The sequence below is a fragment of the Nocardiopsis sp. LDBS0036 genome (assembly GCF_041228755.1).
Lineage (GTDB): Bacteria > Actinomycetota > Actinomycetes > Streptosporangiales > Streptosporangiaceae > Nocardiopsis > Nocardiopsis dassonvillei.
This window is the reverse complement of the sequence record NZ_CP141103.1, coordinates 3887023-3899359: the sequence shown is the minus strand read 5'-3', so window position 1 is coordinate 3899359 and position 12337 is coordinate 3887023. Positions and strand designations below refer to the sequence as shown.

Genomic DNA, 12337 nt, shown 5'->3' with positions numbered 1-12337 from the left:
CCGCCCCCCGACCCCCCTCAGGAGAGCCGTTGAGCTACGACGTGGTGGCCCTGGTCGCCGACGAGCCCGACGAGAAGGCGGTCGTCCACGCCCTGGGAGGAGTGGACCCCGAGCTGCGGCTGCACTGGCACGGCGACACCCGTGTCCTGCAGATCCGCGACGGGGACGACCACCTGCTGGCCACCCTCGAACCCGGACAGCCGGTGGAGCGTTCGGACGCGGTCGTGCGCCTGCTGGGGCCGGAGGTCGTGGCGGGCCTGCCGGAGACCTTCTGGTGGGTGGAGACGCGCGCCCGCCCCGACGAGCGGGGGCGGGAGGTGGCGCACCGGTTCGCCGACGGGCTCGCGCTGCGGCTCGGCGGGGCGGTGTGGACCTCGGGGCGGGCCGACTTCGGGCTGTGGGAGGAGTCGGAGCACCCGGCGGTCGAACGCACCGCGACCGGGGCGCTCCTGGTCGCCCAGGACCGGGCGGTGGTGCCGTTCTCGTCCTGGCTCAGCGACGCGGTGGCCACGCACGTCGGGGAGAGGACGCTCCAGGTGCTCACCCCGCCCACCGCCCGTCTGACCTACGCGGTACGCACCTTCGCGGCCGGGACGCTGGGGCGCTGGGTGGTGCGGGGCGAGGACGGCGGCCACTACGACGGCATCACCGGCCTGCCCGTGCGCTGGGACGACGAGCAGGGGTTCCGCGCGGACAGGGAACCGGCCGGGCTGGCGTGGGCGGCCGGGCATCCGGACGCCGAGCCGGTTTCGGGGTTCCTCGCGGACGACACCGAGAGCGCCGGAACGCAGATCGTGGTGGACGTGTCCGTGCTCCACGGCGACCCCTTCACCCCGGACCTGGGCCGCGTGGCGGAGGTCGTCTCCGAGCACGTGGCGGGGACCGCGCCGTCGGCGTGGGGTCCGCACGAGCCCGCGCTCATGGCCTGGGACCGCGACCGGATGGCCGGTCACGTGCGTGAACGCGGATCCAGGCCCTCGATCCTGTACCTGTCGGGTCCGCTGGGCGGGGGGCGCCCCTTCGCCGGACAGCTCCACCTGGCCCGGCGCGGGAGCAGGGTCCTGGAGCGGGTGTCGGTGGTGGCCGGGTTCGAGAACGGGGACGCCGTGCCCTCCGACGCGTTTCCGGCCCTGGTGGAGGCGTTGGCGGCCGAGGGGCTGCTGGACGGGTTGCGCGTACGCCGCGTCCCCGGGCGCGCCGATGTCACCTACGCGCCGGTGTGGGCGGGGCCCGCGGTCCCGGTCGGGCTCGCGGTCGGGCCGGACCGGCTGCGCCGGATCGGGACCGGCCGCGCCCAGGCGGGGCCGATCCCGGGCACGCTCGTCGGCGCGGACGGGGCCCGGGCGGTCTGGTACCCGGTGGTGGAGGACGCGGTGGCGCCCCTGCGCGCCCTGGACCTCATGCGGAGGCAGACGGAGTACCTGTTCGCGGCCTCCGCGAAGAGGGGCTGAGCCTTTCCTGGGGGAGTCCCGTCGCCCTTTTCCGGAGCGGTAGTGACGCACGTCACTTTCACTGTTCCCACCTGCGTGTTCCGCTCGGCTCGGCCGGTGACCCCGCGCCTGACCACCGCCGGAGCGGGGTCTCCCGCGGAACCGGGACCGATCGTGGAACGTCACTCCATACGCGCATACTGCTGTTGGAGTCCGCCAGGCGGACCGCGGAGTCGACGAGGGAGGGCAGCGACCGGATGAAGTTCGAACTGGTGGAGCCGTCGGACGAGTCGGACGGGAACGCCGCTGTCGCCGGACCGCGGGACCCGGCGCCCACCGACGGGATCGTGGTCCTCAAGGAGCCGGACGCGGCCTTCCCTAGGCCCGTGCGGGAACGCAGGGCCAGGGCGGTCGAGGGCGTGCGCGCCTCGCTGGAGCTGCTGCGGGCCCGCGTCGCGGAGCAGAGCACGGCCGAGGCCCGCGTTCACGCCGCCGAAGCCCCGGAGGCCGGGGCCGGGGCGCTGTTCCACGCGCACCGGTTCGCCGCTGACACCCCCGGAAAGGAGAGCCGATGAGCCGGTGGAACATCGACGTCTACGGGGTCTCGCTGGTCCTGGGTGACCTGGGCGACCAGCTCGGTCTCGAAGGAGGCGGGTTCTCCGACACCATCGACTCCACCGCCGACGGGATCGAGATGGCGCTGACCAACGCCAAGAGCCCGCCCGTGGAGGCCGCCCTGTCCGGGTTCTTCGAGCACTTCACCGGCGAGACCGACGCCATGTTCACCCGCGCCCTGTCGTGCCTGCAGGGCGCCAACGACGCCACGCTGGCCTACAACCAGGGCCAGGAGGAGATGGCCGCCGAAGCCCAGAGCCAGGCGGGCACCGGCGAGAACCTCGACCTCTGACCCGACGCGCCCCCGCACCCCCGACACCCCCGCCCCGCCCCCACGGAAGGCCCCCTGGTGAGTTTCGAGCCCACCGAGCCCCAGAACGGCGTGGACCCCAACCCGTTCACGCTCATCGACCCCGACACCATCCCCTACCCCCTCACCGACGTCTGGTCCCTCAACTACGCGGCCCAGACCCTGCGCACCGGCGGGCAGGACCTCTTCGGCGGGGCCGAGGACATGTCCTCCACCTGGGGAGGGCTCCAGGCCCACTACAGCGCACCGGAGAGCGAGACGCTCTTCGCCGCGATGGACCCCGTCCTCACCCGGGGAGAGGGCATCCAGAGCGACCTCGCCACCGTCGCCAGCGCGCTGGAGGACCTGGCCGAGGCGGCCACGACCGCGCGCGGTTCGCTCAACACCCTGCGGATCGACGCCCAGAGCCTGTGGAACGCCAACCACGACAAGAAGGTGTGGTGGCTGAACAAGGACGACGAGACCGACGAGTGGGCGCTGGCGGAGAACATCCGCATCAAGGACGCGGTCAACACGGCCTGGTCCACGTTCAACGAGGCAGAGAACGCCTGCGCCACCCGGATCTCGGCGACCTTCGGCGGCCCCGCCTACGTGTCCCCGGACCAGGCCGCCGGGGACGGAGCGCTGGTCTACGGGCTGCCCACCGACGCCGGTGAGCGCGACCTGTCGCTGGAGAACGCCCTGAGTTTCGAGGGCGTCAACAGCAACATCAACGACTTCGCCGCGTGGGCGGGCAGCGAGTTCCACCCCTCCCTGATGGACTGGGGCAATCCCATCGGCCAGGCGCTGTGGGACACGGGGGCCACCGACTTCCTGTGGGGGACGGCGGTGGGGCTGACGTCCAAGCTCGGGTTCTGGCACCCCGACAACGGGTGGCGGTTCGATCCGCGGGGCCGCTGGGACAACGCCACGGCGGCCTGGGGCGACGCGTGGATGGACACGGCCACCCTGGTTGGTGTCCACGACGAACACGGGTGGTTGTGGGAGCCGGGCGAGGGCGGCCAGGAGGGCTGGGGCGCCGGATGGGACCGGTGGACCGGCAACGCCTGGGGCAGCCTCACCGAGATTTGGGAGGGGCACACCGCCTGGTCCACGCGGGACGACGGCGTCGCCTACTCCAACACCACCATCGGCGCCAACGCCGCGCTGATGACCGTCGGGTTGCCCCTCAAGGCTCTCAAGATCATCGCCGGGGCGGGGGTGGTCAGCTCCATGGACGCCCCCGGGGGTTCGGGTGACGCGGAGTTCGACGGCTCCGGCTCGGGTTCCGGCGGGGGTTCGGGCTCGGGCTCGGGCTCGGGCTCGGACAGCTTCACGTCGAGGGGCGGAGCGGGAACGCGGGGCTGGCCCAGCAGTCCGCTGCCGGGCGCCGGGGAGGGGCAGCGTCCCACGGGGGAGCGCTTCGAGAACCCGCTCACCATGCTGAACAACTCACTGCTGGACCCCGACCGGTACCGCCCGCCCGCCTCCACCCCGACCACCCCCGTGCCCGACGGCGGCGGGGACCGGCCCTCGCAGAACCCGCCCGCGCCGCAGCCCCAGGACAGCGGCACCCCCCGGAACCGACCGGGCGACGAGGACACTCCGCGGCGTTCTGACGAGGAGGACACGGAGGTACCGGGAGGGCCCGAGGAGAGGCCCGGCGCCCCGGCCCCGACGCCGCGTCCGGAGGGCGAGTCCCAGCGCGGCGACACCGACGCGCCCCGCGCCGAGGACGACCCCGAACAGCGTCCCCCGCGTCGTGACGAGGACGACGAGAGCGACCGGAGCGATGCGGGAGAGGGCACGGGTGGCCCGCGCGAGGAGCCGGAGGCGGAGCGTTCCGAGCCCGCCGCCGGTGGCGGTGGCGGCGGTGGCGACGAGCCCCCCAACGACCGCACCGGTACCGGTGGCGATGATGGCCAGGGGGAAAGCCCCGACGACGATGGAGCTCATGGTGCTTCTGACCCAGAATCAGACACTCCTTCGAGTTCCGGAGCTGGAGAGACAGGGAACGAAACACCAGGGACCCGTCCCGAAGATGCGGAGACACCGTCCCAGGGGGACCAAGGATCCCGGAACGGTACTGACGACCCGTCCTCCGAGAAGAAACTTAAAAACGGTAAGACCCTCTCGGAAGAGCTCAGTCTCGGAGGGCTCACAGACGCAGAGATCGACCACCTCATCGGTGGGCAAAGCGAAGGCGACGACGGGTGGGACCGAGTATTCGGCGCACTTGACCAAAATTTCCATAAGCGAGTGAAGTCGGAACTCCACGGTCCGGCTACACGTTTTTCTTTCGATGGCGCAGAAAATGGGCGAGAATTCGCCTATCGATATGAGTACTACAAGGCAACCTTCGATGAGCTGGTCAAGTCTCTCATGGCGGAGGGAATGTCCAAGGGAGAAGCGCGTATGCCGGCGGCTGCGGAGGTCCTGGAATTGGACATGGACGCACGGCTCCGCCAAGACCATGACGTCGTCAATGAAATGCGTCCGCACGGACATGCCTATATTGACCCAGAATTGACCACTGCTCAGATGGAGCAGCATATCCGCGAGCGCGCTGGGGATATCGAGATGGGGCATGAGACTTCGGCGGCCTACCACTCTCGTAAACATGCGAACGAGCTCCCCAGTGCAGAGAGGACGGGGAATCCGGTACGTGACTACCTCAACAGCGCGGAAGTGACGATCAGAAGCGGGGAGGTCATTGATTCGAGGGTTGAAGAAAACGGTTCCCGAAAGTTCGTATTTGCTAGGCCGAAGCTGGATGCAGATGGAAGCTATGTATTGAATACAAAAACGGGGGAGCCTGTCTACATGAAGGCTATATTGTATGTGAGGGAGGATGGAAGAGTAGTCATGGCAACCTATGGGGGGAAGTAGAGTGGGTTCAGATGTAGAAAATAAGGAAAAATCGAGTGACCCTCGCGATATCATGAGATGTATAGTGCTCCGGCTGGAAAGTTCCGCCGGGGAGAGGAACGTAAGCGGCGTCAGTCGGTCGCTCTCTCTTCTGCGGCGCTTGCATGAAGTTCTCCAAAATAATGCTATTCCAAATGAAGAGCTGCAGATATTTAAGCTCAGAATTCGGGAGCTTCTGGAGCGGGAAAGTAATTCCCTTGGGTTTGTAGATTTTATCTATGACACGGGTCAGTATGCTGAGCGCGGCAGCATGGACGGTTTTGACGAGGCCTGTTCTCGCCGATCGCTGCTTCAGATCCTCAATGATCACTTTGTTCCTTGGGAAAAATTTGAGAGGATTCACCTTCGGTCGGAAATCGAAGACATCGACGAGTCCCTTGAGGATGCATCGGAGAGTGCGCCGCCCTTTCGTGAAGATGAGATTCCTGACTGGGTACCCGAGTCGCACTGGTGGTGGCGCGCGCCCAAACGCCAGGACATGAGCGAAGCGGAACGGCACTGGAGGCGTCACTATGAGGAGACGGAACCGCCGTGACCGAACGTTCTCTACAGCTTTGGAGTTCCCATGCCTTCTGACCGCACCCCAGGAGAAATTTCTGCCGAGCGGCTGCTCGCTGACCCCGGCCTGGTGCGGCGGAGCCTGGACCGGGACCTGGCCGCGATAGCGGCGCTCGGGCGCGCCGGGGTACGGGTCGAACCCGGCGCGGCCCCGTCCGCCGTGCGCGAGACACTCCGTGCCCGTGCCGACATGCTGACGTTCGACTCTCCCGTCAACGCGGCGACGCAGACCAAACGCCGCCTGCACGAACTGCCCTCCGCTGAACGCCGTGACGGCACGCCCATCCGCGCCTACCACGCGTCGGCGTCCGCCACCGTGCGAGAGGGTTCCGTGGTCAGCGACACGACGGACTCCGACGGGTCCCGCGTCCTGGTCTTCCACCGGCATGCGCCCGAGACCGGCTTGGCGACCGTGACGCTGTCGGCACGGGTGCGTGTGGAGACCGACGGGCAGACGCATCTGGAGGCCTACGGCTGGCCAACACCTCCCACCGAGCCGGTGCACGCCTTCAACGGGACCGGGCGAGACCTGCTCTCCCAGGCCGTATCCGACCTGGCGGACGAGCAGATCCCTTTCGACCGGCCCCTCCTCCTCCTGTGGGGGGCGAGGCTCCGTGAGGGGGCGCCCTCCGACAACCAGCGGCTCAGCGTCGCCGAACTCGTCACGGCCCGAGCCGGTGAACTCAACGCCTGCCTCGGCCAGACCGACGACTACGCGCTCATGTCCGCGGACGAGGGCTGGTACGGGGCCTGCCTGTACCGCTCGGCCCTGGAGAACCTGTTCGAGACCTATCTCGGCAGCCTGACGTTCACCCTGCTGGACGCCGAGGACATCGACGACACCGACGAGGAGCTCCGGGCGAACCTGTCCGGCGCATACGGTGCCGCGCCCGTGGTCCCCGGGGGCGTTCCCGCTGGCCACTGGTGGTGGGACACGGCTGTCAGCGCCGGGACGGGCAGGTAGACCGCCGCGTTCGCGGACGCGTTGTCGGAGCAACGAGCGCTCTCCAGCAGACGCTCGATGAATGAGGAGTCGGGGGCGTCCGGGATGGATCTGCGAGGTGCTGACCTGTCGGGAACCCCCATGAGATACCTGTGTTTTGTTCAGGCGGATCTCAGCGGGAGCGTGTTCAACGGATGTGACTTCTCGAAGTCGGAACTCAGTGCGGCTGTACTCAACAATTCGAAGTTCGTCGGAGCAAGCTTCCGCAAGGCCGACCTCTCGGAGTGCGAGGCGCGGGGAACTGACTTCACCAAGGCCTCGTTCGTCGGAGCGAAGTTCTACCGTTCCGAAATTTTCGGCTCCTGCTTCAGGGAGGCATACCTCAACGCAGCATGGATGCACGAGACGGACCTGCGTGGATCAGATCTGTCAAGCGTGTGGTTAGGTCCGGGTGAAGCTTCCGGAACCACTGTCTTCAAGGAGGCCAAGGTCCTCGGGTGCACAGTGACCGGAGCCGGTGGCTGGGTCAGGGGGACCGTGGACGTCGGCACGGAAAGCGAGCCCCGCATCATCGGTGGGCCAGAGCTAGTCGAATGGTTCCGGGACAACGGGGCGCCGGACGTGAGAGTTGTAATCGGCGACGGATGCACTATCGCTTGACCGTAGGGGGAACAATTGGTTCTCCGGTCTGGTTTTCTGGTGGATGGCAAGCCAGAAGAGAGTGTTCACGAAGCCAAGTGTCAGGCTCCGGGATGGAACTGATGTCTGAACTCCTCAGGGCTCCCGAGGCTGTTGGTTCGTGGGAGTGGTTCGTCGACACAGGTGAGAACGCAGATGTCTTCCACTGCCTCTCCACGCTGGCAGCCGTCGCCGGGATCCTTGACCGCCGTGGGTTGCTGAAGGTCGAATCCGTCGAGGTCTGCTGGGAGCATCCGCAGAGCCGTGGGCCCGATGCCCACCGGACTGTTCCGGTTGCCGGGGCCATCGACACGCCTGAGTACGCGCAGCGCCTCCTGGCCTCCCGTCCGCGGGACGCCCCCGACGCACGGGTCAAGCTGCTGCGGACACGCGGCGGGGGTGTCTGGACGGACGCTCGGGGAAACGTTCACACAGAAGCGGACCTCGTCCTCCTGGAGACCATGCCGCTGTTCGAGGACGTTTCGGTGGAGGCGGCCGTTCACCATGACGTCTGGGCACACCACGCCTTTTCCGGCGTCCCCCACCCGGAGGTGCACGCGGCCAACGCACCCCGGCTCGCAGCGGCTCTGAAAGAGGTCGAGTCCACCTTGCATGCGGCCACGAACCCGGGAGAACCCACCTACTTCGGTGCTGTGGACGGCTACGGTATCCGTGCTCCCGAACCCTACGAGATCGTGGACGGTCTGGCTCCCGACCTCACCGACAGGCTCGCCTGAGCCGCGTCAACTCCCTGGCCCGTACATCCGCATGCTCGCGAGGTAGTCCGGGTCCAGGCAGTTGTCCCAGTCGTCGGCGCTGCGCTGCTCCCACGCGTACTCATCGAAGTCGGTTTCGTACTCCATCTGCGCCCGGTGCACCACGCGTCCGCGCCAGAGGAGTTCCACGCGCTCCGCGCGCGACCCCTTCGCGGTGCCGTGGTGGCCACGCTCCACGAAGCCGTGCAGCCCGCTCGGCTCCATCCTCACGATTTCCGCGTTCCAGCGGCTGGGAGTCGTCGGTGTGGCGAGACCGCCAGGAGCCACGTCCATGACCGTGGGTTCCACTCGACCTTCATCGAACACGGTCCCGCCTTCTCGATGTCGGTCCGGTCGTTTCCGGTCTGGTAGCGGCCGCTGACGTCGGCGCGCCAGGCACCGTCACCGAACGGTTTCCAGTGGACGAACGGCACACCGAGGTCGGGAAGGTGCTCGGCGGCTCCTAGAACGCGGACCTCGTCGAACCCGTACCAGAACACACCGTGATCGGTTCCCCCTTCCTGCCCGTGGTAGGTGATGGTGTCCTGGAGGCCGCCATCGTCGAAGAACCGTTCCCACATACAGGTGTATCGGCCATGGTGCTTGTCCCAGAAGTCGTAGAAGCCGGGGTTCTTCCCGCATCCGGCCTGGATGTCGAGAAGACTTCCGCCGGCTGTCAGTCGAACCGTCACCGGGACGTTGTAGGAGCCGCGCCCGTTGAGCACTCGGCCGATGACCTCTTCGGCCTCGCAGCGCTCGATCCTCCGGCCAGGCCGGGGGATGACACGCAGGAAGTTCGTATAGACATTGGACACGAGCCTTCTCCTCATGGACGGCGCCGGTCGTCCCCGCCGACGTACTCCAGCAGAGAATCCGCGCGGATCCAGGTCAGGGTGACGGCGGACGCATGACCTGCCTGGCACCCGGGCGAAGGCGACGCGGCCATACTCCCTCGCCTGCGCCCTTCTGGTTCTGTCCTCGGCGCGGAAAACCGCTGGCCCGGACCACCGGGAACCGGTTAGGCTCCCGCCCGTGCCCGAATCGGATGACGCGGCCGCCTAGCGGCGGCCGACCCCAGAGTCCTCCCGCCGCATCAGCGACCACGCCGGTGCGGTACCGCGTGCTGCCCGGCTCCGCCTTTCCGATGCCACGGAGCCCCTCTTGTCCACACGCGACCGCGGCGGGATACTCCTCCTCGCCGTCCTGCTCTCCACGCTCACCTTCCCGCTGGCCATCACCGGCGCCTCGGCGGCCCTGCCCGCCGTCCAGGCCGAACTCGGCGCCACGCTGACCGCCGCCCAGTGGGTCGTCAACTCCTACAACGCCTGCTTCGCCGCCTTCCTCGTGTGCGCGGGGTCGGTCGCCGACGCGGTCGGCCGCCGCCGGGTCTACGCCTTCGGCCTCGCCCTGTTCTGCGCCAGCGGTCTGCTGTGCCTGCTCGTCCGGGACGCCACCGCCCTGATCCTGCTGCGCGCGGCGGGCGGCGTCGGCGCCGCGGCGGCGGTCGCCGGCGGCAGTTCGATGATCGCCGCGGCCTTCGAGGGCCCCGCGCGGGCCCGGGCCTTCGGCCTGCTGGGCACGGTGCTGGGCGCCGGTACCGCGTTCGGCCCGGCCGTGGCCGGACTGCTCGTCGAGAACCTCGGCTGGCGGGCCGCGTTCGCCTCCCCGGCCGCCGTGGCCGGGCTCGTCCTCCTCCTCGTGCCCCTCCTGCCCGCCGCGCGCGGCACGGGCAGGCCCGTGGACCGGCTCGGAGCCGTCCTGTTCACCTCGGCACTGCTCGCCTCGATCGCCGTCCTGGTGGAGGGACCCGCGCGCGGCCTGCCGACGGTGCTCGCGGGGCTGGCCCTGGTCGCGGCTCTGGCGATCGCCTTCGTGCTCGTCGAACGCCGGGCCAGCGACCCCCTGGTGGACCTGGTCCTGCTGGCCAACCGCCGGTTCGTCGCCCACGCCCTGGCCGCCGCCGCGTTCATGGCGGTGCTCGTGCCCCTGCTCGTGTACCTGCCGTCGTACCTGATCGCCGTGGTGGGGCTGGGCGCCGGTCAGGCCGGGCTGTGGCTGCTGATGCTCACGCTGCCCACCCTCCTGCTGCCCGCCCCGGGCGCGGAACTGGCCGCGCGCCTGCCCCACACCGCGGTCGTGGTCGGCGCCCTGCTGCTGTGCGCCGCCGGGGCCACGGGGCTGCTCGCGCTGGGGCCCGACGCCACACCGTGGCGGCTGCTCCTGCCGTTCCTGCTGGTCGGAGCCGGGGTGGGCCTCACCAACGGCGTCGTGGACGGAATGGCCATGGGTGCGGTGCCCGCCGAGCGGACGGGCGTCGCGGCCGGGGTGTTCAACGCCTCCCGGATCACCGTGGAGACGGTCGCCCTCGCCGCGGTCGGGGCACTCCTGGCCGCGCTCACCGGGGGACGCCTGGAGGGCGAGCGGTTCACGGACGCGTTCCACGTCGTGGGCCCGGTCCTGGGCGGACTCGCCGTCCTGGCGGCGGCCGCGGCCTGGTCCCTCGGAAGAAGGAGGACAACGGAACCGCACGGCCCGCCCCTTCGCTGAGCCGTCCCGTCCGCGGCCGACCGGCGGGTTCGCGGTCGGGTGCCGACGCGCGCCGGGGCGGGCGTCCGCGCCCGCCCCGGCCTCGCGGTGACCGCTACCCGGCGAGGTCCTCCTCGTCGGGGCGCGCCGAGTCGGGGCTGAGCGGGTCGTGTCCCACCGACATCAGCCGGTGCCGCCACCGCGCGTCCTCGCGGTGCGGGTCCGCGAGCTGGCCGCGGACGTACTCGGTCACCTCACGCATCAGCTCGACGTCGGACTCCGTCACGTCCACGCGGCGTTTGTTCAGCAGGTTCACGACCGCCTCGCCCCTCCGGGACACCGTGTGCCCCGGCTCGGTGCGGAAGGCGTCCTCGCCCGAGGCGTTCGTGAGCAGCCACTCGCGCAGCTGCTCCCCGGTCATGTTCACCACCGCGTGGAACTCCTCCCACGCCTCGTCCACGGCGGGATCGTGCTCGGCCATGCTCTTCCCCCTCGGTTTCGGCTTCGTCGCTGTTCAGGGCCGCCGGTGCGCTCCCCGTGCGACCGCGTAGCCCGCGGCCCCCACCGCGAACCCCGCGGCGCCCAGCAGGGCCACGGTGCTCCGCCGCTGACTCAGTTCCTGGAGCAGGCTGGACTCGCGCGACTCGTCGTCGAACTCGCCGTGCGCGCCGAAGTCGTGCTCGCCGTCCAGGGGACGGAACAGGTTGTCGCGCGCGGGCGGGTGGGCGTCGCGCACCTGGCTCTTGCGTCCGGTGAGCCCCAGCTGCCAGTCGAGCACCCTCGGTGCGAACCGCTGGCCCAGGACGGTGGCCACCGTCGAGACCCCCACCCAGTACCGGCGCCGCCTCGGGTGCTCGGCACCCCAGACGATCGCCCGGGCCGCGACCTCCGGCTGGTACACGGGGGCCACGGGGCGCGGGCGGCGGCCGTCCAGGTGCGCGCGCGTCCAGGTGAACTGCGGGGTGTTCACCGCGGGCAGGTGCACCTCCGTCACCCGGACGCCCGATCCGCGGTGGATCAGCTCGGCGCGGACGGAGTCGGTGAACCCGCGTATCGCGTGCTTGGCACCGCAGTACGCCGCCTGCAGGGGAATGCCGCGGTAGGCCAGGGCCGACCCGACCTGCACGATCACCCCCCTGTCCCGGGGCAGCATGCGCTCCAGGGCGGCCTGGGTGCCGTAGACGTAGCCGTGGTAGCAGACGTCGGTGACCCGGCGGTACTCCTCCGGCTCCACCTCCATGAACGGGGAGATGACCGTGGCGAGCACGCAGTTGACCCACACGTCCACCGGTCCCAGCTCCGACTCGACCTGGGCCAGGGCCCCGCGCACCGCCTCGGCGTCACTCACGTCCACCCGCAGCGGCAGCGCGGCCACGCCCTCGGCGCGGGCCTCCTCCGCGGCGGCCTCCAGCCCCGCCTGCCCCCGCGCGAGCAGCGCGACGGTGTACCCCCGCCGGGCGAACTCGCGCGCGGTCGCCCTTCCGACGCCCGCGCTGGCTCCGCTGACCACCGCGATCCGGCCGTTAGGTCTCCCGGCCACCTCGGCCACCCCCACACGGGTCGACACGGCCGCTTCCGGCCCTTCGCACCCTCCGCTACCCGGGAGCGCCGCCCG

13 protein-coding genes are annotated in these 12337 nt (G+C 69.8%); 9 read left to right on the top strand and 4 right to left on the bottom strand.

Annotated elements, in window-relative coordinates; all coding sequences use genetic code 11:
* Positions 1 to 29 precede the first annotated feature (29 nt).
* From UIS43_RS16480 to UIS43_RS16445, 8 genes are all read left to right on the top strand, one after another.
* Positions 30 to 1451, top strand: coding sequence for a DUF6177 family protein (locus UIS43_RS16480; protein WP_370010700.1), 1422 nt, complete (start codon positions 30 to 32; stop codon positions 1449 to 1451).
* Between the two features lie 236 nt (positions 1452 to 1687).
* Positions 1688 to 2005, top strand: coding sequence for a cell envelope biogenesis protein TolA (locus UIS43_RS16475; protein ID WP_370010697.1), 318 nt, complete (start codon positions 1688 to 1690; stop codon positions 2003 to 2005).
* Complete coding sequence (locus UIS43_RS16470; RefSeq protein ID WP_013155569.1) at positions 2002 to 2337, top strand: DUF6507 family protein; 336 nt, start codon at positions 2002 to 2004, stop codon at positions 2335 to 2337. The genes UIS43_RS16475 and UIS43_RS16470 overlap by 4 nt, the downstream gene beginning before the upstream one ends.
* Positions 2338 to 2394: 57 nt before the next feature.
* On the top strand, positions 2395 to 5223 hold the full coding sequence (locus tag UIS43_RS16465) for a hypothetical protein (protein ID WP_370010693.1): 2829 nt from the start codon (positions 2395 to 2397) through the stop codon (positions 5221 to 5223).
* A 139-nt stretch (positions 5224 to 5362) separates the two neighbouring features.
* A complete protein-coding gene (locus tag UIS43_RS16460) occupies positions 5363 to 5797 on the top strand; it encodes a hypothetical protein (RefSeq protein ID WP_370010691.1) in 435 nt (144 codons plus the stop codon).
* A 30-nt stretch (positions 5798 to 5827) separates the two neighbouring features.
* On the top strand, positions 5828 to 6784 hold the full coding sequence (locus UIS43_RS16455; protein ID WP_370010688.1) for a hypothetical protein: 957 nt from the start codon (positions 5828 to 5830) through the stop codon (positions 6782 to 6784).
* Positions 6785 to 6841: 57 nt separating this feature from the next.
* Positions 6842 to 7423: a pentapeptide repeat-containing protein gene (locus tag UIS43_RS16450; RefSeq protein ID WP_370010685.1), complete on the top strand. Its 582-nt coding sequence runs from the start codon at positions 6842 to 6844 to the stop codon at positions 7421 to 7423.
* Positions 7424 to 7524: 101 nt separating this feature from the next.
* Positions 7525 to 8178 carry a hypothetical protein gene (locus UIS43_RS16445; RefSeq protein WP_370010683.1) on the top strand — a complete coding sequence of 218 codons (654 nt, stop codon included), beginning with the start codon at positions 7525 to 7527 and terminating at the stop codon, positions 8176 to 8178.
* 6 nt (positions 8179 to 8184) lie between these two features.
* Here UIS43_RS16445 and UIS43_RS16440 read toward each other — a convergent pair whose 3' ends face one another.
* Together UIS43_RS16440 and UIS43_RS16435 are read right to left on the bottom strand one after the other, a co-directional pair.
* Positions 8185 to 8427, bottom strand: a complete 243-nt coding sequence (locus tag UIS43_RS16440) for a hypothetical protein (protein WP_370010681.1) — start codon at positions 8425 to 8427, stop codon at positions 8185 to 8187.
* The gene (locus tag UIS43_RS16435) at positions 8424 to 9011 is read right to left on the bottom strand and encodes a hypothetical protein (RefSeq protein WP_370010678.1); all 588 of its coding nucleotides are present in this window, start codon (positions 9009 to 9011) and stop codon (positions 8424 to 8426) included. Before UIS43_RS16435 ends, UIS43_RS16440 begins: the two co-directional genes overlap by 4 nt.
* A 346-nt stretch (positions 9012 to 9357) precedes the next feature.
* Between UIS43_RS16435 and UIS43_RS16430 the strand changes: the two genes are divergently transcribed.
* Positions 9358 to 10743: an MFS transporter gene (locus tag UIS43_RS16430; RefSeq protein WP_370010676.1), complete on the top strand. Its 1386-nt coding sequence runs from the start codon at positions 9358 to 9360 to the stop codon at positions 10741 to 10743.
* 94 nt (positions 10744 to 10837) lie between these two features.
* Here the strand turns inward: UIS43_RS16430 and UIS43_RS16425 are convergent, their stop codons facing one another.
* Both UIS43_RS16425 and UIS43_RS16420 read right to left on the bottom strand, forming a co-directional pair.
* Positions 10838 to 11203: a DUF3140 domain-containing protein gene (locus UIS43_RS16425; RefSeq protein WP_013155561.1), complete on the bottom strand. Its 366-nt coding sequence runs from the start codon at positions 11201 to 11203 to the stop codon at positions 10838 to 10840.
* A 33-nt stretch (positions 11204 to 11236) separates the two neighbouring features.
* The gene (locus UIS43_RS16420; RefSeq protein WP_013155560.1) at positions 11237 to 12289 is read right to left on the bottom strand and encodes an SDR family oxidoreductase; all 1053 of its coding nucleotides are present in this window, start codon (positions 12287 to 12289) and stop codon (positions 11237 to 11239) included.
* Positions 12290 to 12337 lie beyond the last annotated feature (48 nt).